Below are 21961 nucleotides of genomic sequence, written 5' to 3'. Positions count from 1 at the left end.
CGATACATAGATTATTACAATCACAAACGTATCAAATCAAAACTAAAAGGCATGAGCCCGGTACAGTACCGAGCTCATGCCCAACAGGTTGCATAAAACATTTGTCTAACTTTAAGGGGTCACTTCACACAAACGATCGGCTGCCTTTCCATGTTAACGGGCACGCCATTCCGATTGTTACAACAACCAGCGTGTTGACATTTAGTCCAGTTTGGAATGAGTTCGTGTGGCCGCTCGTCGTCAACAACTTACCGCAATGAAGAACGAAGAAGCATGACGTAGCACTTCATAGAAATATGCACCTCATTCGTAGCATCTTCGGATATTAAGGGGCAGGCACCATTGGTACAATGATTTACGAGAAAGCGTATTCATTTAAATGAGCTCTCGGGGTTAGAGGGTTCAGACGAACATGTTAGTGCGATTTTAACAAAATGGAGGGGGACAACGAATGAAGCTTAAGTCCGTAAGCAAGTGGCTTTCACTCTTGATTATCGCGTGCATGCTTTTTACATCGTTAGGAACAGTTTCTGGAGCAGAAGTAGCAGCTAAGTCAGATACCAAGGGACATTGGGCTGAAAATCAAATCAACAGCTGGATCGGCAAAGGTTGGATCAAAGGGTACGAAGATGGCAGCTTTAAGCCAGAGCAGACCATAACTAGAGCGGAGTTCGTGACGCTGGTGAATCGCTCTTTTGGATTTACGGAAGAGACGAGCATCTCCTTTAGTGATGTTGTGAAGGGCATCTACTATTATGAAGATGTGGCCAAAGCCATGAAAGTGGGCTATATCCAAGGCTATGCAGACGGCACTTTTGGTGCGAATAAGCCCATAAGCAGGCAAGAAGCTGCTGTTATCATTGATCGATTGTTAGGCTTGTCCAAAACAGCGCGCAGCGAAACCGATTTTTCAGATAAAAACTCGATAGCTCCATGGGCGAAGGATGCCGTAAATGCGGTAGTTGCCCATGACATATTTACGGGCTATGCGGCAGATCATACACTAAGACCGTTGAATGCCATTAAACGTGGGGAAGCGGTTACGGTGTTGGATCGTGCTTTGGCGAAGCGAGTCACTACCTACAACACGGCAGGGATTCATGGTCCGACAACAGGCATTCAGACGGTGGATGGCAATGTGGTCATACAAGGACCGGGAGTTACTTTGCAGAACATGGTTATCAATGGCAATCTCGTTTTCGCTGCTGGCATTGGTAGTGGAGATGCAACACTCAACCATGTGACTGTAAAAGGTCAAACGACGGTAGAGGGTGGAGGAGAAAACTCGATCCACTTTATTGACTCCATCTTGCTCACAATTCGGGTAGACAAGCAACTTGGAACAGTTCGTATTGTAGCGGAAGGGACAACAACTGTTGGAGAAGTTACGATCGAATCTCCAACTACAATTCAAGAGAAGGGGACAACCGGCACAGGGTTCAGTAAAGTTACGCTGTCCGAGAATCTGCCGGCTGATTCGAAGGTTACTTTACTAGGATCGTTTGAATCGCTAGCAGTCAAAGGTGATAAAATCCAGATTGATATTCCCGAAGGCAGTGTAAAAGAACTCATAGCTGAACTATCAGCTACAGGGATGTCACTTCGTTTAGGCGCAGAGGCAACGATTATTCACCTCGTGTTAGATGCTGTTGCCAAAATCTTAGGCACTGGAACGATTGAAACGGCAACCCTTAGCAAAGCTGCGAAAGATGCGACAACCTTTGAGAAGCAGCCGAAAAAGAAAGAGGATAAGGTGGAAGGAGTGCCGACACCTACTCCTACTATAGCACCGTCGTCTTCATCTAATTCAGGCGTGAATCCACCTCCGAGTACACGATTATCTATCGTAAGCTATGGAGCGATTGCGAATGATGGGCTCGATGATTTACCAGCTATCAAGCTCGCAGTGGAAGCGGCGAAAGCGCAAGGCAAAAGTGTTTACGTGCCAAGCGGGGAATTTAATCTAAACGGCTTACTTACTCTTGATAGTGTCGATCTTTCAGGCGATGGGGAGACGTCTATTTTAAAAAGTATGGATCTTAAGCTCCAGGCGGTCATCCTGATGGGTGATGGCACAGACCTAAGCGCTGTCAAGTTGACATCTGTTCCAGCAACGGTCAGGCTGACGAACGACGATTCAGCTCGTGTACGTGTAGGTTCGAATGCGACGAACTATTCGATCAAACATATCGTCATTGACGGTGGATCTTCCGTAGGCTTCCTCAACGCTGGGACACATGGGGTCATCAGTGGTAATACCGTCAAGAATATGTTGGCAGATGGTATCCACATCACGGCACTATCCAACGATATCCTTGTTGAGAACAACACGGTTCATCAGGTAGGTGACGATTTCATTGCTGTCGTTTCTTATGAGAAATTCGGTGGCTGGGTGAAGAACGTTGTTATTCGAAATAATCACGTTTCCCAAGGTGAGGCTCGTGGACTTACGGTTTCAGGTGGCGAAAATGTATTAATTGAGAATAACACGGTATCGGATGTGTATGGTGCTGGTATTTACTTAAGCTCCGAGGGGAATTACAAGACATACACGGTGAAAGACGTGATCGTACGTAACAACACGGTTACAAATGACAGTATGAATGGCGGTAGCCCAACGAAGGGCGGCTTAAATATCACAGCAACGAACAAAAATCCAAGTATTGATAACGTGCTCGTAGAGAACAACACATTTATCGATTCGCAAGATAATGGCGCGCTGATTGTCGGCACATTTGAAATTGACGGTCTGCAAATCCGGAACAATGTGTTCCAGAATCCAGCTAATTACGGCATCATGATTGTCAGAACGGTGTTTGGTGCAATTAATATCACTGGCAATACAGTGACTAGTTCTGGCAAGGCGGTCTATGTTAACAATTCCACAGATCCTGATATCACGAGCGATCTGACGAATGAAGCCGATAACGGAGGTGGCGGAGGAACGAATGTAGCTGCTTACGGAACACCTGCCATCGACGGTCAAGCGGATGATTTCTGGGCATATTCCACTGTGCTTCAAATGGATGCTACCGCAGCAGGCACAACAGGAACCGCTAGAGTTGCATGGGATGAAAATAAGCTGTATTACTTGTTCGAGATGAAGGATACAACGCCGTTTGCGGTATCCGAGAAAGAGAAGAACGACTCCGTCGAAGTGTGGGTGGATGAGTTAAATACGAAAAACGGTACTCAAACGACGGGTGATTACCAAATGCGCGTTGACTTGAATAATGCCAAAACTACGTCGATGAGTAACCCGGTCGCCAACTTCTTAAATAGTGTGACAAGCGCGGTATATCGCACGCAAGCGGGTTACCAAGTCGAGATCGCGGTACCGTATACAACGACGGAGCATGCACCGAAAGTCGGGGATATCGTAGGCTTCAATGCAAGTGCCAATGATGATGCGAATGGAGATGGCCTGCGTGATGGCTTCATGACGTGGGTTGACCGCAACCTTCCGTATTGGGCAGATACACGGGTGTACAATGAAGTAAAGCTAGCTGCTGCAGTTCCACTTGCAGCATACGGAAAACCCGTGTTAGATGGCACAATCGATAGCTTCTGGGCCAACTCCACGCCATTGCAAATGGATACCATTGCGACGGGAACAACTGGAAAGGTTAGAGTCGCTTGGGATGAAACAGCCTTGTACTACTTGTTTGAAATGAAGGATACTACACCTTTTGCAGTTGCCGAGAAGGAGAAGAACGACTCGGTTGAAGTTTGGGTAGATGAGCTGAACACGAAGAATGGTGCTCAAACGATAGGCGATTACCAAATACGGGTCGACTTGAATAACGCGAAGACGACGTCAATGAAAGTGACGGACATATTGAATAACGTAACGAGTGCAGTCTACAAAGGAAATGGCAGCTATATTGTTGAAATCGCAGTTAAGTATACCAAGCTCATTCCTTCCGCTGGAGAGATTATTGGCTTTAACGCGACAGCCAATGATGATTCGAATGGAGATGGTTTGCGGAATGGTTTCGTGACCTGGGTCGATAGGAACTTACCTTATTGGGCAGATACACGCGTATACAATCGCATTCAGTTAGCTAAGGCGAAGGAAGTACAAACACTTACACCATAACGTAGAATAGCTGCTAAGAAAAGAGGCTTGCTCAAGGGTCGATAATAACCTTTGAGCTAGCCTCATTAACATAGTAGGAGTGCTAATCCTGCCATCGATAGTTGGGAGTGTAAAGATATAGTTATGCAAAGATATGTTCGCTTGCTTAATAGGAAGGAAATGTATTTGGACCTGATGGAGCTGTCTTTTCAAGCCTATGATTTGGACTCGATTAGACGAAGAATTTCTTGTGATGGATCAAGCAGGCTAGATCTGCAGTCTTATTCAAGGATTATGACAGTACTCTCATGCCTGATACATGGTGGACGGATGGCAGATCAGCTGGAGCTTTGGAAAGAGATGATGTCTAATTGTTGCAGAGAAATCGTTACTCTTCGAGAAGATATCATTGCTGATTTCTCCATTAAGGAAATTATGTTCTCGCTGCGTATAATGAAGGAAACTATAACAATACCTGTTGAGTGGGAACAGGAATGGTTCAGATGGTTACAAGAACTGGACCCATACCTACATTACGGGTCAGTGATACGTGATCATAATAAAGCTACCAAACTTCACAATATTAACATCTATAATATGGTTGGTGAATTTCTTAGAGAGTCAGTAGGATTAACAGATGCGAGTGCATACTTTGCGAAGCACTGGCCAACTCAACTGCAGCACTTTGATGAAAAAGGTATGTATATGGATCCGGGCTGCCCTATACTCTATGATCTAACGACAAGGTGTCAAATTCAGCTGATGCTTGGCTTTGGCTACCAGGGGGAGTTCGCTGCTGAGCTGGACCGTATGCTCTGTAAAGCAGGTGAGGCAACCCTTCTGATGCAATCAGCTTCGTTTGAATTTCCATATGGAGGAAGAAGCAATCAATTTCTATTTAATGAAACGCTTATTGCTGCCAATGCAGAGTATGAATCGGTTCGTTATGAGAGGCTAGGAGATCTTTTAAAGGCTAGCAAATTTCGGAGATGTGCCAGGCTTGCAATCGAATCCATCGAGCGTTGGATGCGATTAAATCCACCACGGCACATTAAGAACATGTATTCAATACAGAGTAAGCATGGCACCGAGTCATATGGTTTTTACGATAAATATATGATATCCATGGGAGCATTTCTTGCTATTGCCTACTGGTTCACCGAAGACGAATCAGTGGAAAGCGATAACCTGTGTCCTGCAGAACATGGAGGATATGTTTGGCAAACAGAGGAGTCTTTTCATAAGGTGTTCGCGAATAGCAACGGTTACTCGATAGAGATCGATTACTCTGCAGATTTATCTTACGATGCTACAGGCTTAGGCCGGCTCCATCGCAGGGGAGCACCGACGGAGCTGGGGCTATCTACACCGCTATCGGCAGGTGAGAGTTTTAGTCTAAGTGAAGGAGTGGAGCGCATTCACGCCGTAATTGGTCCAGGGTGGGTTAAACCGGAAGGAACATTTCAATATTTGGCGGAATGTGGAGGTTTAGATGTGCAGTGTACAGTACATGAGGAATCGAAGCAGTCGGTTCGGTTTAGTGTTACGTACCGGGGGGCAGCACTACAAGGCTGTGAAGCTGTTCTCGAGCACTATGAGCTGGATGCATCAGGATTAAAGCTTCATGTGGAGCTTCTAGGAGCACTCCACGACGAGGTGCATGTTCAAATACCGGTATTAATTACGAATGGAGAAGAGACGACAGATTTCAGGATACAGGGGTCGGAATTGAGAGTTAAACTGAACGGTTACGAGTACCGGGCTAGGTGTGAAGGTATCATGTCCATAAGTGAACAGGTGTACGGTAACCGTAACGGAGAGTATAAGCTCGCCCGAGCAATAGTAAAAGAGAAAGCGACGACGATCTACTTACAGCTAGAGAAAGTATGATGGCAATGGGAAGGGCGCATCGTCTAGGTGTGTTCTGCCTATCGTTAGGATGTCGGTACGGAAATGCCATTCATGTACGACTGCAGCGTAAACAAAGAAGACACCCATACATTGGGTGTCTTCTTCATGGTGGTACTGGCAACGTGCTCGGTTAAGTAGCTCAAGATGAGCTTTTCGATTGTTCTCGGAAGGCGCTTGGTGTTTGACCTGTAGATCTACGGAACAGGCGAGTGAAATATTTGTAATCGGCAATACCCACGCGTTCGGAGATTTCCTGAACTTGAAGCGTTGTTTCATTGAGTAGCTTTTTAGCTGCTTGCATACGATAGTGTGTGACATAATCAGAGAAATTACTGCCTGTTTGGGCTTTGAATAGATGGCTAAAATAGTTAGGACTTATTTGATGATGTTGACACACGTCAGTGACACTGATCGGTTTGTGGAAATGGGTATTGATATAATCAAGCGCATCCTGAATTTCGATGCGAAATTGATGATCCTTACTGGATAATACTTGAATGGTACGTTTCCACTGCATTAATCGGAGTAAGTAGGCTTCAACATCCTGAAGAACTTCAACCATCTCAAGGGAATCGATCAGCGAGGTTGCACCTAACGGGTCATTCGCAGTCCAATGTTTGGTTAGCTCTTCTAGCCAGCTAATCAGTTGTGCAGGTTGAACATGCTGCTCTTGAATTTTACTGAGAACTTCCTCATAGAGGCTTCTTCGCAGGCTGCTATCGTCTAGAAATGGATTAATACTTTGCAAACTATTGTTTAAATTTTGCTTGTGTGCTTCTCCTAATGCGTGATAAGGCACGAAATTGGTATACGTATACACCATACCTAAGTTATTGTAGAATCGCTGTGAAGTAGCGCTAATAGCCTCTTGAACTGCTTCCTTCAAATGTATGGGGAGTTGACCATGATCCAAGGAAAGTCTCTTTGCCTTACTGAACCCAGAAGTAACGGTAAAGGGCAAATATAGTTTGATAAATTCATTTATTTTTTGGAACAAAGCATAAACTTGCGATTCAGCTTGCTCCATTTGATAAGCCGAATCCCAGTGAAGCCATAAACAGAGGGAGTTCTCTTCTGTCCAAGGGAATAGATTGCCATTGTAATGGGTTGAACTAACCTCTTCGATCATATGCATCAATACGTATTTGAATAACGAGATATCTCGGGAATGAAAGGTTTGTTTCAGCTCAGCGAATTTATCAATTTCCAGGTAGGCAATCGTAAATCCATAGGATAAGGGATGAAGCTCGAGCATTGTGAATTCCTTACGAATGGATTCTGGCGAAGCATACATCTGGTCCATTACATTCATGATGAATTGTTTGCGAAGCAGAGGCTTGCTTTGCTGGAAACGGTGACGTTCCTGTATTTTCTCTAGCAATAATTCACGATCTAATTCAATCTCCTTCCTGGTACGTTCAAGCAGGTCAAGAAGCTCGCGATGCCCGGAAGTAATTTTCAATAGATAACCAATAGCCCCGAGTTGAACGGCTTTTCGTGCGAAATCGAACTCTTGATAGTTGGATAAAATGATGACTTTTACACGTGGCATCAAAGCTTTTAAATGTTCAGTTAACTGTAGTCCATCCATCCGAGGCATAACGATGTCGGTAATGACAATATCGGGATTAAGTTGCTTGCACAGCTCCAATGCTTCTTCGCCATCTTCGGCTTCACCAACAATTTCGAAGCCATTCTCAGCAAGAGGAAATCCGATACGGAATCTTTCTCGAACTAAGTCTTCATCATCCACAATAATGCAACGTATATTTTCGCTTATAATCAAATTGGATTTCATAAGCTATCATCTCCTTTCATGGCTGGCATGAGAAGTTCAACTCTAGTGCCTAATCCTTCCTGACTCGAAATATGTAATCCATATTCCTTTCCATAATTAAGCTGATAGCGTTCATGCACATTCCGTAAACCAATGGAATTAAATCCCTTAGGCCTAGCATGTGAAGGGGATCCTAAGTTATCAATAAGCAACTGCGTTAGACGTTCCGGGGACATCCCAGTCCCGTTGTCTTCCACAAATAATAAAATAGAAGTTTTACCATTCATGAAGCCGCCTCCGATGTGAATACTACCTTCACCTCTTTTCTTGCCTTTGATTCCGTGGAATATCGCATTCTCTACAATAGGTTGCAAGGAGAGTTTCAGCATTTTGTATGATAGCAGTTCTTCTTCAAAAGAATATTGCACCTCAAATTTATGCTGGTAACGAATTTGCTGGAGATAGACATATTGTTCAAGGCCTTCTAGTTCGGCGCTTAGCTCCGTAAATTCGAGTCCATGATCCATCGTATATTGAAACAGTCGAACAAGAGCATTCAGTACTTTAGGTATCTCCTCTGTACGATTCAGATCTACAAGAGCGTTAATCGAGTTTAGTGTGTTGTAAAGAAAGTGTGGATTTATTTGCGATCGCAGAGCTTTGAGTTCGAATTTCTTTTTGGCTTTTTCGATGAGAACCTTTTCTTCAACCAGTGTTTCAATGCGATCCAGCATCTCATTGAATGATTCTGCTAGGGATAGGAACTCGTCTTGACGCTTTAGACGGATACGGATATGTAGATTGCCATTTTTGATCCGGTTCATCTGAATAATCAATTTCTGGATGGGTTGATTGATTGACCTCGCTAAATAGAGGGATAAAATGAACACAATCAGTGTGAAAACACCTGCAAACCATAGTGTATAATTCTTGAATTTTTCTACTTCACCCAAGAAGCGATCTTTATTGACGAAGTGCAACAATTTCAATTTGAATAAGTCAGGCGTGCTGACCCGCACGATATATTCATCATTGTGGATCTTAACAATTTTCGTCTCATTCGTTTCCGTTGACGTATTCACCAGTTCCTGCAGCGCAGGAAACAACTCGGAGTATTCCTGCTGTTGGAATGTCCCACGCAGTTTAATGTCGCTTAGAATAGGGCGAAGCTCATTGTTAAACACTAAGGTAGAAATTTCTTTGTCAATATTGCTATCCATAAATAATTTATTGATTTTTTCTGAATTAATATCAATGGCAAGTATACCTTTTATTTCAGTACCTTGTCTGACTTTGGCTGTTACTGTACTAATGAGTCCCTTGGACGGAGAATAGTAGGGCCCGATAAAGTTAATTAATTTGCTGCCAGTCTGGTTAATGATGTAATCTGTAACATCAGCTGGAATCAAAAAGGTTTCACTCGTTTGAATGACATGTCCAGAAGGCTCTATATAAAATATGTTCTGGGTAAGCGGATAAAGGGAATAATTGTAAGTTCTAATTACAGCTTCGATCTCTTTCTCGGTCATATTAGTTTGCGCAATTTCACTAGATATTAATGAAAGCGTTTGTTGTAAGTCGCTCGTTGTTCGTGATAATTGTTCCTCCGTACGATCTGCTAGTATTTCCATTCGCTCTAACTGACTTTGCGTTACTATTTTGAGTGTATATTGGTATGCAAATAAACCTAGGAGTAGTACTGCGGCAATAACGACTGTTGAATTCAGGATGAAAATTTTAAAACGAATGCGTTTAGTGAAGCGCAGATAATGTTGAATGATTCCCATGTTGCACCTGTCCTGTATCGTAATCGTTTCTATTAGTAATTGTTAAGCAACTATGGGTGCATGTCAATGTATTTTGGGGCATCTATAGATTAATCCACACAATTTGTAGGATTCTTATATACGAAGCATGTAAGAGCCCGTCTAAGATAAACTAGTTCCAATAGATTAATCCACCTAGTTTATAGTAGGATGGGATACTGTGTAAGGTTTGTGATTGCTACAATTAAGTTATAAACAAAATCAAACTAACAAATAAGGGGAGTCGAATACATTGAACAAAAAAGTTAAAACTTCGGCATTGGCTATACTAGCCTTTTGTACAACGATCGTGTTCGCTGGCTGTTCTAAAAACGCGGTAGAACCTGCGCAAAGCGTTGCTCCAGCAACAAGCAAACCTACTGCTCAGCAGCCGCCAAAGACAGTTAAGGTTGTTCTGCCTTCAGCTAGAGCGGAAGATGAAGCTTTCTATAAGGCAGAAGTTAAGAAATTTATGGACAAAAATCCAGACGTAAAAGTAGATTTGCAAATGAATCCTTCAGCACAGTATAACAATGCGGTGCAGTTGATGTTTGCAACAAATGAAGGGCCAGACGTATTCTTCATCGTAGGTGGTAAAGCGCAATGGCAGCTTGCTTCAGATAATGGTTGGATTCAACCGATTGATGACTATTTGACACCGGAATTCAAGGCGAGATACCCGCAGGGCACCTTCGACAAGGATAGCTGGCTGCGTTATAAAGATAAGGTGGTCGGCGTGCCTTTGGCGGATCCGCGTTACAGTAAAGTCAGACCTTTGTTCTACAATGTCGATATTTTGAAACAATACGGTATCGATGCACCACCGAAAACGTATTCCGAATTCAAGAATATGTCTGCCAAAATCACCAAAGAAGGCAAAGGACAAGTGTATGGTACGTCCATTATGGGCAAAGACCTTGGCGCTTTCTCCGCTACCATTGCAGGCTTTGCTGTATCGAACGAAGGCGGGGTTCTCCAACAGGAGGGAGATTGGCCGATTAGCCTCCTAACAGGTCAGGCAAATGCAGCTTCTATGGCTCCTGCGGTTGAAATTTTCCGCGATTTGAATGCACAGAAAGTACTGGCACCTGGTTGGGAGAACTGGGATCCAGCGCAAATGCATCAGCAATTTGCAGCAGGCAAAGTTGCGATGTTCGTTGGAGCAGCATGGCAAGCAGCTGAAATTCTGAAGCTGAAACCAGATTTGAAGCTTGGCATTGCTGCTGCTCCAGTACCTGATACAGGACGCAAAGGCTATAGAGATGTACCTACACCAGCTGAGCCTAAGTTCGTAATAGGTTCAGGGTCCAAGGTAAAGGATGCGGCATGGAAAGTACTTGATTATTTTGGATCTGCAGAATTCCAAAAATCATATTTCCAATCATCGAAAGAAATGGTCGTTATTCCTAAAGCATATGACGGTATTGAGTTAGATGGCGTTTCGAAACAAGTGTTGCAAGTGATGAACGAAACGTTACGTTTGGCTCCGCATGTAAGTTTGAAAAATGCCGATATGGATAAGTTGTCCAAACCAATCGCTGACGGACTGCCTAAACCAAGAATAAAAGATCTTGGGGTGAAAGCGATTATCAACAATGAAGATGTTAAAGCGGTATTTAGCGAGTATGACAAAAAAGTTAATCAATTAATAGAAGCAGAAATGAAAAAGGCACGCGATGGTGGAAGCAAAATTACAATCGATGACCTTAAATTCTCAGACTGGGATCCTATGAAAGATTATCTTAGAAAATAAGTGATTTCGTGGGGAGATTCCCTCAAGAGAGATTAATCGCTTGAGGGAATCTCTTTTCACTAAAGGCTCGGGAAAAGGAGTGGAAGGAATGAACATACACCAAGAGAGGACCTTACCATCCTCGACCTCAGTAAGAGATAGTGGAACAGCGACATCTGATTTATGGAAACGAATCAAATTGCATCGCTGGCATTATTTGTTTATATTACCCATGTTGGTTTTATTTCTTATGTTTTCAATTTGGCCTATAGTTGGTAGCTGGTACTATGCTTTCTTTAACTGGGATGGCACAGGAAGACCATCAAACTTTATTGGTTTCAACAATTTCATAGAGATATATACGGATCCTGGATTTTGGAATGCGTTCAAAGTTACATTCTCCTTTGCAATAAGTAATGTGTGTATTCAATTGCCGCTAGCACTAATAGTGGCGGTAATTCTTAATCATCCTGCAGTTAAAGGGAGAAATATTTATCGTTTGCTTATCTTTTTGCCAGTGATCTCAACGACAGCCGTAGTCGGTATCGTATTCGTCATCTTGTTAAATCCGCTTGGCGGGCCAATCAACGATGTGTTGTTGAAGATGGGATTGATCGACAGCCCGATTAACTTTCTCGGGTCCCAGAAACTAGCTTTACCTACCCTATTGGTTATTTCGCTATGGAAAAGCTTTGGTACACCGCTCATATATTGGCTCGCCGGCTTGCAAACCATTCCTGCGGAACTGTATGAAGCTGCGAAAATCGATGGAGCTGGTGCTGTTCAGCGTTTTACGCGTATTACGATTCCTCTGCTCGTGCCAATCGGTATTATCATTGTCTTATTGACATTCATAGCCAATCTACACCCCTTTGACTTGGTCAAAACGATGACGGAAGGCGGTCCAGTTAAATCCACCGATGTCATTGATACCTATATTTACCGCTATGCGTTCGAAACAACGGAGTATTCAAGTACACGTTATGGTTTCGCGTCTGCTGCGGGGATCGTGTTCAGTATGGCTGTATTTCTAATTGTTTTGGTTCAAGCAGCTGTTATGAAGAAGGTACGACCTGGTAAAGGAGGGCAATCGGTATGAGAACACTAAGTACTGGAAAAACAATTGCTCAGACCGCTATGCATCTTCTCTTTATTGGGATTACCTTCTTGTGGAGTTATCCGTTCTTATGGATGATTTCATCCGCATTCAAATCGCAAGGTGAAATGTTTCTAGGAGGTCTGAGGTTAATTCCGAAGGAGCCGACCTTAGTGAATTTCAGTCGAGCATGGGAAAGCGCCAAGTTCTACTTGTACTTCTTTAATACAGTCTTCGTTACCCTTATGGTAATCTTAGTAGTGCTTCTTGTCTCCTCACTGGCTGGTTATGCGCTCGGTCGCGGTAATATGCCAGGTAAGAAGATCATTTTGGCTGCGCTTGTTGTGGCTATGTTTTTGCCGAAAGGCTTTACGATTATTCCGTTATTTGAGCTGATTGTAAAATTGGGCTTTAACAACAGTCTCATGGGCGTTGTATTAGCCGAAGCGGGTCCGTCCAACGTGGTCTCCATTCTATTATTCATGGGCTTTTTTGCTTCGATTCCGAAGGAAGTAGAAGAATCAGGCGTTATGGATGGCGCAAGTCAACCCCGCATCTTCTTCAATATTATGCTACCATTAACAAAGCCAATCATTGCAACGGTTAGCATTTTCACATTTATTGCGGCGTGGAATGCGTTCCTTGTGCCGTTGATCTTTACGCTAGGTAAACCGGATCTTCGAACGCTTGGGGTCGGGATGTATAACTTCTTTGGTACGAATACCGTGGATTGGACCGGCATCGCAGCTGGTGCTTGTATGTCACTGATTCCGATTATTATCGTGTTTCTTTTCCTACAGAGGTACTTTATTGAAGGAATTGCGGGTTCGATTAAAGGGTAATTGGAGCTAGCAACTAAATCGATCCAATGGCGTTCACTCTCTGGGTGAGCGCTTTTTACGTTGCTTTAAGTAAGGTCAACAGAAATCATGAACCAGGGTCTGATTTGTAACCGCTTTCGAAAAAAATACAAATGATCTAGCATCTATCCATGGAGTTAGCAGTAAGGGTTGTATATCATATTATCAATAGTCCATACAAGAGTGGCAGAGATAAGAAGATCGTCTACACCGTCAGTGACAACCAACTGAGCTGCATTCAACTGTTATGGCTGTAGAAGGTCGAAACCTTATATCTGCTTTTGTGAAAACGTTTTCAATATCTACCCGCCAACATTAGAGGGAGGTGTTTATATTGATCGTCAAGCCACGTACAACATAACCCAAGGGATAAGTGCTCAGTAAGCAACGGAGGCATATTTGATGGTCAATTCATCAAAACAACATTTTTATCCGTAAAGTTGTCCGAAAACTAAAAGGAGGGCGACTCTAAAACGAGATTTTAGAGGTTGCCTTAAGAAAAGGAGTAAAACGAAGATGAACCGTGAAAAACTTTTAATCAACATCTCCCGCATCCTCGTAGTCATCATGCTGCTCTCTGCATTCGCGTTTGCCCCCGTCCCGGCAAATGCGGCCGGAGGCGAACTGACACATGAACTGAACGACCTCATTGCACAAGCCGAAGCTTTAAAAGCCGGCAACGAGGAATTCCCGCTCCAGATTAGCCACACTGACGTTGGATCCGATGTGAACAAAGCTTTCCCCTGGGTGTACGCCGACGAACTCAAAGATCTTGATAACGCGCTGGAGTTCGCACGCAATGCGCTCACTCCCGCCGACGAAGCCATAGCCAGTCTTGAAAACGCAATAGTGAGTTTCACTGGAAAGATCAAAGCGGATGGTTCAAATCCTTATTTCCGTCTTGATCCGGGTCTTGGTAGAATACCTGTAAAAATTACTGCGCCCACTAATGTCTGGACCTCAAGAACGCCGCTTGACAACCGTGTCCCTGCCGACTTTGCTGGAGGTACATACAAATTAATTCCGTATCCTTTTGCAGATTCCCAAGGCAAAGCTGATGTGCTCCAGATCAATTACGTCCATAACGGAAAAACCAGCTTCGGGGGAATGACCCTTCAATCTCCGTTGTCCCCGAGTGTAGATGTTCCCGCAGGCTCAAATATTGAGTTTGATGTGTACTATCCCAAGAGTGCGCAGGGAAAATTCATGAGGTGGAGAATCAGAAATGCTGGTTCTGACATTGATACCTACCTCAGGGAATACGAGTACAACAACCTTAACCCTGACTGGATTGGCAGCTACAACGGTGAAACCTGGTTGTTGAAGCACACCAGCATTACCGCTACAACAGGCACTTCATCGAACTTCATTCTTGAGCTCCATGGCGAGACCGGCCGTCCCGCAGAAACCGGTATGCTTCTTGTCGCCAACATCAAGATAACCGCACCGGACCCTAACGGCGTTGCGCTTCCTAACGTTATCAACAACGAAAACCAGAGTGCCGTAACGCCTTTAAAGAATGTTTACAACAAGCAAAATGGCACGTTCATGGTCGGTACGATCGGAACCGGAGCAGTAACCGGAACCAGAGCCAATCATTATGAAATCTTTGTCGACGGCAACAATCTCAAGGCTGATGGAACGCATCCTCGCGGCCCGAGCTGGCTGAAAAGCGTTACTGGCGAGGCTCTGAGCGGCGCAACCACCACCCCTGGTATAGGTGAATACAGTATGCCGACCAGCTCTTATCAAGCGATCAGGGATTCCGGAACTCCCGGACAGTATAAGTCTCATGCCCACGTTTTGGCATGGTACAACCAGGCCCCTGCATGGATGAGACAGATGATTCCGGCGACCCTTCCCTTGGGATATAATGGAACAACCGATTACTACGGATTGGGCAACGGCGTTACAACAACGGTTAAGGTAGACAAAGAAATGGCCAGAAGAGTGCAGTTTAACCATACAATGTATGTGATGCGGCACTTCCTGACCACAGATACGAAATATGGCTCAAGTGTATCGCGCGGAGTAATCCCCTTCAATTCATGGGACGTACTCAACGAAGAGGTCCATGAGAGCCGCCACAGCGAAACCATTCCCGCGGATCCGAACAGCTGGAGACAGACACTCAAAAACACCAACTGGCTTTCTGCAATGTCGGATGATCTAATTGGCGGCGACATCTCCGAGCATTACATATACTTGCTTTTCAAAAACGCGCACATCGCGGCACCTAACGCCAAGATGGCGGCGGCTTACAAAGCCAACTATGCGAACCTTCCCGAGTACATGAAGCTCGACGGACACGACAACGTTGGCAGCATTGACGCGTACATCGTTAATGATCCTCCGAAACTGACCTATAACGATTACGACATTTCTAATCGCACCAAAGCGAGGACTGTATACAACATGGTTCGCGCACTGAACACCGCATGGCTCTCCGATCCGCTGTATGACGGAAGACCCCTTATCGAAGACATCGGTATCCAGGGGCACGATTCAATTGGAAAGACCCTTGCAAGCGATAACCAATATGCGATGGCCCTCTATGCTTCTCTTATTGACGAAGGCCTTCTTTCCGGTATTGCTTACTCAGAACTTGACCTTAAGATGCCGACATCCTCCCCAGGCGGCGGCGCGCTCGCTCCCGCAGTGCTCAATGTCAGACAGTCTGACGCCCTTGGTTATGAGTACGCGCTGATGTACAAACTGTTCAACAGGTTCGCCCCTTACATCGATCACATCATCAGCTGGGGCGTAGCCGGTTCAGGATGGCAGGGAAGTTATGTGCTGTTTGACAGTCAGAGCAATGCCAATGCCGGCTACTATGGCGCCGTGAATCCGAACAGATTCGTTCTTGGACATTCATACCTGGATGATTTCTTTGCAGGCGAATACGAGAAACTCCAGAACAGCTATGCAATCGACCTTGGCGATCTTGGCATGTATACACCCGGTAATGGAGAAGCCAAATCGCTTACAGCAACAATCGCAGCTAACAGCAGTGTGACACCTGAAAGTACTTTCACAGCAGGTGTTAGCCTGGATAGCGTGACACAAAGCGTGTACGCACAGGATATCACGCTAAGCTATGATTCCAGCGTATTCGATTATGTCAGTGCAGCGGGTGCAACCAGTAACATTCAGGTTCTGAGAGAAGATACTGCTACCCCTGGAATAGTGAGAATCATCTCCGTAAATGTCGGAGGGGTAGCTGGAACTAGCACACCGGTTTTGAATATAACCTTTAAGGTAAAGTCCGGTGTTCAGAATACAACTGGAACCATTGCAGTCTCTCAAGCGAAGACTGGCGGTCGTGATGGGACCGTAACCTCTGCGGCGTTGAGCAGCAAGACGATATCCGTTGGTGGTATTATTCATCAAGTAGATAAAACTGCTTTGAATGCAGCAATTACGAGTGCACAAACCCTGTACAACACGGCTATAGTAGGTACTCAACCTGGCCAATATCCGCAAGCAGCTAAAGATGTATTCCTTGAAGCAATTAACATTGCAAGTGCTGTAAGAGACAATGCAAGCGTAACTCAAGACCAAGTTGACAGTGCTCTCGCAGCACTCAACACCTCCATTGACACCTTCAAAGCAACAGCTAATAAGTCTGCAGACATAAACGGAGATGGAGACACCAACGTAGGTGACCTCGCGATTGTAGCTTATCACTATGGCATGGACTCAACCAGCGCAGATTGGGCAAAAGCTAAGGTTGCTGATATGAACAACGATAACAAAATCGATATCTGGGATCTTGGGTATGTCGCAACCAACATCAATTAATTCGTTACTAAATTAGGATAGTACTCTACAAAAAAAGACGGCGTTTACTCCCATATTCCGGGTGTAAAACGCCGTCTTTTTCCCTCTGCAAATACAAACGTTACGATACTAGTAATGTCCTATACTTTGCAGAGTAGTAAAGTTTGTTGAATCTAAAAATATCTCATAATATAATATGTTCAATAAGTAGCTATTTGATTAATTGTATAATTTTATCTTGGAAAGGATAATTTCTATGGAATATGTCGAAATTAATCCTCAAATTGAATTATTCATCAATAGGCACTCTACACCCACATGGATTATTGAAGATGCGACGACGGATTTTATTGATTTAACGTACATATTTAAAGGAAAAGCCTTCTACTCCATTAATGGCACCATACATGAAGTTAATCAAGGTGATCTCATCTGTATTCCTAAAGGCAGCCGCCGAAGCGCAATCACCGACCCCACTAATTTGATGATCTGTTATGCAATGAATATTCATCTCTTTGATCTGACAGGCAAAGATGTTCAACTACCGTTTCCTTTAATTTCGCATATCGGCCAGCCAGAGGAATTACACTCCTTGTACAATGAGCTGACATTCGAATGGTTAAAGAAAAATAAAGGACATGAAATGAAAGCGCGTGCATTGCTGCTTATGATTCTTCATTTCTATTTCAAGTCTTTGTACTATAAAGGCAACAATGTAAATATAGATAAACGTATTCAGAAAGCTCTAAGGTACATATTAAGCAACTTGCAGAATCAATTTGAAGTTGAGGAGCTAGCAGCCATTGCCGGCTTAACTACCGCGTATTTTGGGACTCTTTTTAAGAAATACATGGGGGCATCCGTGAAAGAATATATTAATAGAATGAAAATCAACAATGCTGAAAATATCCTTCTTAGTGGTGAGTTTACCGTTCAGGAGGCTGCTTATAAATGCGGTTTTGAAGACATTTATTATTTCAGTAAACTATTCAAGAAAATAAAAGGTTTCCCCCCTTCCAGAATTCTAATTGAAAATGGCAGATCGGATCGGCAGGAATTTGAAATCCTAAACAAGTAGAATAAGTTGGACTTATTGCGGAAGTTGCGATAGGTTCTTCTTTCATGTCAACATAAGTGGGCTTGAAATGAAAAGAATTCAATCCGACCCCAAAAATTTCGGAGGAAGATTTCCAGTTTATCATTGAAACGGGGGAGATTATCACCAAGCTCGAATGGACTGGAGCCATGGAAATTCGTAACCGACATATGCGATTGATGATCAAACCGCAATTAACTAAAGGTGAACTATAGTTCAATCACGACATGACGGCAGCCGGCACACGATCGTCTACCGTTGTACGTAGAAGTAACGTGCAGTTTTGCCTAATTACATGTGTGTACAAATATGGTCTATATTAGTAATATAGAGAAAACATATTTTGTTCTCTGGGAATAGAAATGGAGTGGAACTCAATGTTTAAATCAATAATTTTTGATATGGATGGTACACTTTTTCAAACAGATAAGATTCTTGAAGTATCACTCGAAGATACCTTTAATCATTTGAGGTCACTAAATGAATGGGACAAAGAAACACCTATTGATAAATACCGTGAAATTATGGGTGTGCCTTTGCCCAAAGTATGGGAAACTTTATTACCCAATCATTCCATCGAAGTAAGAGAACAAATTGATACTTATTTTCTGGGAAGCTTAATTAAAAATATAAAAAGTGGCAAGGGTGCTTTATATCCTAATGTAGAGGATGTTTTCAGTTATTTAACTGAGAATAAGTGTTCAATCTACATAGCAAGTAACGGCTTAACAAAATATTTAACAGCGATTGTGAATTATTATAAATTGGATAATTGGGTTGCTGAAACATTTAGTATCCAGCAGATTGCATCGTTGAATAAATCTGATTTAGTCAAGACTATTGTAGAAAAGTATAGTATTACTAATGGAGCAGTAGTAGGGGACCGCCTTTCAGATATAAAAGCGGCAAAAGAAAATGGTTTAGTTGCAATAGGGTGCAATTTTGATTTTGCACAAGAAGATGAAATTTCTCAAGCGGATATCGTTATAGATGACTTAGATGAACTAAAAACAATAGTGTGCGATAGTAAAGGATTAAGCTATCGGAAAACGATAGCACAATAAATATGGAGCAGATTGCCGTGACTGCTTGAGAAATATTTTCAATAGCTAAATACTTTACCTGTAAGTTAGTTTATACTTAGAGAATGGAGGAGGTCGAAGGCAAGAAATGAATATTTATTATTGTGCTCGTTGCAATTTGTTGCACGCTAGATCTCTTAATCCAAATGCAATGATTTTTACATCCGGTTTTCATTGGAAGGAAGCAATTATTTATCAAGTCGGTGTATGTAGTAAGTATTTCATTGTACCGATAGTTAATACTGCGATAAGTAACTCATTTCTGGTAACTCCGGAGTGAGTTTTTTAAATTACACTGAATACAAAAAGAAAATTTATCCAAAAGAGTTGTTTCATCCTTATAAAATGTAATTTTTTTCGGCATTTATTAGTCAAACGCTCAACTAACTTTAAGTATTGCTTAATAAGGTTATTAACATTGAACTCTTGCAATCCCTAAAGCCAAGTGATGCCAAAGTATACTTTCAATACCATCAGCTTGATTATCATCACATTCAACGATTAAAATAACCTCACCTTTTTTCCCGCGTAGAAGTTGCTTGCGCTTTTTTATCACCTTAAATATAAAAAAATCGATAAGAAATCCTAATAAAAATCCTCCTATTGCACCAATAAGTCCCCAGTAAATCGGCCCCCATTGTAATTCAAATCCAAGACTTGCTCCAACGACAGAAAATGCCGTGCCCAATGCTGCTCCCGTGCTTATCAGGGAGACCCCATCTGAATTATGAATGGAATCAAAAATTCTTCGTTCCACTTTTCGATTGGTTAAAGGGACAGCGAAAATGTTTTCCTTGGCAACTCTGTTTTTTTCCAGCTCATTTATAGCTAATTCTAAATATGTTGAATGCTCAAATGTGGAGTAAATTTGCAACATTAGCCCACAACCCTTCCCTTTTTAACTTTAAATTCCACATTCTGGTAATTTTTAATGAGGAAATCTTGTTGTTCTTTCTCGAACAATTTGTTATTTTCTACGGTATTGATATAGGAGTCGAAAATAGAGAACCCCCACATAGAAGGCATATATAACAGCCATTGTTTGTCCAAGACTTCTGTTGCATTTTGAATTTTACCATAGAAAAGCAGCTGGACGGCTTCAAGCATATGTGAAAAATACAAGAAGACAATTGTCCATGTAATTGAGAAAAATGCTACGATAATACGGTGAATATGCAATTGCCCAAGTCCTGGCATAAATATCGACCAAAAAACAGACATGAGTGGACTACGTTTGTCCAAATAGTTGATTTCCAGTGCTCCTATACTGAAAGAATTAAAAGGAGCGTTTTCTCGTTCGGCGAGCAAATACACCTTATTCATGTCGACTGCAGTCCGATAACTGTCCCAAATGGCAAATATATAAACGGGAATATACATTAACAACCATCTGGAATTCAAAGTTTGTTTAGCTAGTTCAATATTTCCACAAAATGAATGAATCATGGCTAAATTGATTTTAGCATTATAATTAACAACTACTTCCCAAATGAAAAGTACCAATCCCCGTAAGTATTTACTTAACAGAAGGTGTCCAAAGCCAGGAAAGGCTGCCGACCACCACGCCATAATGTAAGGATTTCGTAAATGAAATTGGGTTGTCCCAAAGATACTTACATGTGCTTTGAAACGTCGATGCTTGTTATCTAAGTTTTTAAAGTTATCCATGAAATTGTCCTCATAGTATTGTTTTAAGATAATGCAAAGATAGTGTTTCCAATTCGTGTAAATTTTATTGAATAACTTTGTTTTCTAATGCAGATATTGGTGTGCAATATTGATTATATGTAAGGGGTCTAAGCAAAGAGAGGTTTATTTTACTACTGAGTGTAAGGTGTGGTTAAAAGATACCCAGGGAGCCGTGGAGATACTTGTAAACCATTGTTTGTTATCGAAACAAATCCAACCCGCCGAATGTCATTAAAAAAGCTAGCACAACTTGGGGAAATTAATTTAGTCATGAAAAAGCATCTACTATACAGATTTAATACGAAGTAAGTATGGAGTAACACTGGTTAGGAAGTGCCCGTGTTACTCCATCGGTTAACAGAAAGAGTAGCTGTAATATATGCTTGAAAGCGAGATATGTCTTCTGGTAACCTACCATGAAACAAATGGCTAATTACAATATAGAGACTTATTAAGAAGGGGTGTAAGATAGACTGGCGCTAAATGATAGTTGGGTGATATCCGCTGCTGAGGCATCCGTTGACGCAAGTGTCCTTACACGAATACCAATACGATCACCTGCAGTAACTCCTAATGAGCCAAGATTAATATTCGTTGCCGAGCGGAAAGTACCGGCTGTAATGACATTGTTTGGAAAACCGAATCTAACCGAACTAGTTAACGCAGTTGTCACGTAAGGTGAAGAAATATGATCAATCCCATTATTAGGAGCTGAAGGTGCTCGGAATACTGTGAAATCATATACAAGACCGAGAGTATTGATAGAAACCACAGATGCAACCAATAAATCTGCACTTATTTGTAAATTTTGAACGGTACCATTAAAGGGAATTGGGAAAGCAAATCCACCTGCTTCGGCAGGACTAGTTGATTCTCCACCACCGTCAATTACTTCAACCGTACTACTACCAAAACCCATTAAAATTGGAGCAGCTGATACTACTGCAGCACCACTAAGAATGATGCCCGTTGAAAATGGAATTAATCCCCCGCCTCCAGGTCCTGGGGCTCCAGTTGCACCTTGAGCTCCTGCAGCTCCTGGTGCTCCAGTTGCA

General features: G+C 42.7%; 14 protein-coding genes and 2 pseudogenes. 11 read left to right on the top strand and 5 right to left on the bottom strand.

Going from position 1 to position 21961, the window contains the following annotated elements; translation table 11 throughout:
- The 3 genes from GQF01_RS03265 to GQF01_RS03255 all read left to right on the top strand — a co-directional run.
- Positions 1 to 96 (top strand): IS3 family transposase (locus GQF01_RS03265; protein WP_161405452.1); only part of this gene is annotated, 96 nt, incomplete at its 5' end.
- Positions 97 to 451: 355 nt separating this feature from the next.
- Positions 452 to 4099 (top strand): sugar-binding protein, encoded by a 3648-nt coding sequence (locus GQF01_RS03260; protein WP_161405451.1) that lies wholly within the window; start codon positions 452 to 454, stop codon positions 4097 to 4099.
- Positions 4100 to 4222: 123 nt separating this feature from the next.
- Complete coding sequence (locus GQF01_RS03255; RefSeq protein ID WP_202556040.1) at positions 4223 to 5968, top strand: hypothetical protein; 1746 nt, start codon at positions 4223 to 4225, stop codon at positions 5966 to 5968.
- A 160-nt stretch (positions 5969 to 6128) separates the two neighbouring features.
- Here the strand turns inward: GQF01_RS03255 and GQF01_RS03250 are convergent, their stop codons facing one another.
- Together GQF01_RS03250 and GQF01_RS37140 are read right to left on the bottom strand one after the other, a co-directional pair.
- Positions 6129 to 7787: a response regulator transcription factor gene (locus tag GQF01_RS03250; protein WP_161405449.1), complete on the bottom strand. Its 1659-nt coding sequence runs from the start codon at positions 7785 to 7787 to the stop codon at positions 6129 to 6131.
- Positions 7784 to 9553, bottom strand: a complete 1770-nt coding sequence (locus GQF01_RS37140; protein ID WP_161405448.1) for a sensor histidine kinase — start codon at positions 9551 to 9553, stop codon at positions 7784 to 7786. The genes GQF01_RS03250 and GQF01_RS37140 overlap by 4 nt, the downstream gene beginning before the upstream one ends.
- A 271-nt stretch (positions 9554 to 9824) precedes the next feature.
- Between GQF01_RS37140 and GQF01_RS03240 the strand changes: the two genes are divergently transcribed.
- From GQF01_RS03240 to GQF01_RS37060, 8 genes and pseudogenes are all read left to right on the top strand, one after another.
- Positions 9825 to 11324 (top strand): ABC transporter substrate-binding protein, encoded by a 1500-nt coding sequence (locus tag GQF01_RS03240; protein WP_161405447.1) that lies wholly within the window; start codon positions 9825 to 9827, stop codon positions 11322 to 11324.
- Positions 11325 to 11721: 397 nt separating this feature from the next.
- Positions 11722 to 12402, top strand: a complete 681-nt coding sequence (locus tag GQF01_RS03235; RefSeq protein ID WP_328803387.1) for a carbohydrate ABC transporter permease — start codon at positions 11722 to 11724, stop codon at positions 12400 to 12402.
- Positions 12399 to 13241: a carbohydrate ABC transporter permease gene (locus tag GQF01_RS03230; protein WP_202556038.1), complete on the top strand. Its 843-nt coding sequence runs from the start codon at positions 12399 to 12401 to the stop codon at positions 13239 to 13241. Before GQF01_RS03235 ends, GQF01_RS03230 begins: the two co-directional genes overlap by 4 nt.
- 585 nt (positions 13242 to 13826) lie before the next feature.
- Positions 13827 to 17060, top strand: coding sequence for an endo-1,4-beta-xylanase (locus tag GQF01_RS03225; protein ID WP_161405445.1), 3234 nt, complete (start codon positions 13827 to 13829; stop codon positions 17058 to 17060).
- A 202-nt stretch (positions 17061 to 17262) separates the two neighbouring features.
- Entirely contained in the window at positions 17263 to 18117 is an 855-nt protein-coding gene (locus GQF01_RS03220; RefSeq protein ID WP_235958880.1) for an AraC family transcriptional regulator, read from the top strand.
- Between the two features lie 71 nt (positions 18118 to 18188).
- Positions 18189 to 18297 (top strand): annotated as a pseudogene (locus tag GQF01_RS03215) (nitroreductase family protein); the annotation flags it as partial.
- Positions 18298 to 18512: 215 nt separating this feature from the next.
- Complete coding sequence (locus GQF01_RS03210; RefSeq protein ID WP_161405443.1) at positions 18513 to 19199, top strand: HAD hydrolase-like protein; 687 nt, start codon at positions 18513 to 18515, stop codon at positions 19197 to 19199.
- A gap of 106 nt (positions 19200 to 19305) precedes the next feature.
- Positions 19306 to 19497, top strand: a complete 192-nt coding sequence (locus GQF01_RS37060) for a DUF3973 domain-containing protein (RefSeq protein ID WP_161405442.1) — start codon at positions 19306 to 19308, stop codon at positions 19495 to 19497.
- A gap of 132 nt (positions 19498 to 19629) precedes the next feature.
- On the opposite strand, the gene GQF01_RS03200 is transcribed toward GQF01_RS37060, so the two are convergent.
- The 3 genes and pseudogenes from GQF01_RS03200 to GQF01_RS03190 all read right to left on the bottom strand — a co-directional run.
- A complete protein-coding gene (locus GQF01_RS03200) occupies positions 19630 to 20091 on the bottom strand; it encodes a hypothetical protein (protein WP_202556046.1) in 462 nt (153 codons plus the stop codon).
- 2 nt (positions 20092 to 20093) lie between these two features.
- Positions 20094 to 20885: a hypothetical protein gene (locus GQF01_RS03195; RefSeq protein ID WP_161405440.1), complete on the bottom strand. Its 792-nt coding sequence runs from the start codon at positions 20883 to 20885 to the stop codon at positions 20094 to 20096.
- Positions 20886 to 21357: 472 nt separating this feature from the next.
- Positions 21358 to 21961 (bottom strand): annotated as a pseudogene (locus GQF01_RS03190) (hypothetical protein); the annotation flags it as partial.

The organism is Paenibacillus silvestris, assembly GCF_009882985.1.
GTDB classification, from domain to species: domain Bacteria; phylum Bacillota; class Bacilli; order Paenibacillales; family NBRC-103111; genus Paenibacillus_E; species Paenibacillus_E silvestris.
The sequence above is the reverse complement of the archived record's forward strand: the minus strand, read 5'-3'. Positions and strand labels throughout refer to the sequence as shown.

What these genes read in the sequence shown, in the direction of transcription:
- GQF01_RS03260 (WP_161405451.1), top strand. Translation starts at nt 452, where the DNA reads ATGAAGCTTAAGTCCGTAAGCAAGTGGCTTTCACTCTTGATTATCGCG.
- GQF01_RS03255 (WP_202556040.1), top strand. Translation starts at nt 4,223, where the DNA reads ATGCAAAGATATGTTCGCTTGCTTAATAGGAAGGAAATGTATTTGGAC.
- GQF01_RS03250 (WP_161405449.1), bottom strand. Translation starts at nt 7,787, where the DNA reads ATGAAATCCAATTTGATTATAAGCGAAAATATACGTTGCATTATTGTG.
- GQF01_RS37140 (WP_161405448.1), bottom strand. Translation starts at nt 9,553, where the DNA reads ATGGGAATCATTCAACATTATCTGCGCTTCACTAAACGCATTCGTTTT.
- GQF01_RS03230 (WP_202556038.1), top strand. Translation starts at nt 12,399, where the DNA reads ATGAGAACACTAAGTACTGGAAAAACAATTGCTCAGACCGCTATGCAT.
- GQF01_RS03225 (WP_161405445.1), top strand. Translation starts at nt 13,827, where the DNA reads ATGCTGCTCTCTGCATTCGCGTTTGCCCCCGTCCCGGCAAATGCGGCC.
- GQF01_RS03210 (WP_161405443.1), top strand. Translation starts at nt 18,513, where the DNA reads ATGTTTAAATCAATAATTTTTGATATGGATGGTACACTTTTTCAAACA.
- GQF01_RS37060 (WP_161405442.1), top strand. Translation starts at nt 19,306, where the DNA reads ATGAATATTTATTATTGTGCTCGTTGCAATTTGTTGCACGCTAGATCT.
- GQF01_RS03195 (WP_161405440.1), bottom strand. Translation starts at nt 20,885, where the DNA reads ATGGATAACTTTAAAAACTTAGATAACAAGCATCGACGTTTCAAAGCA.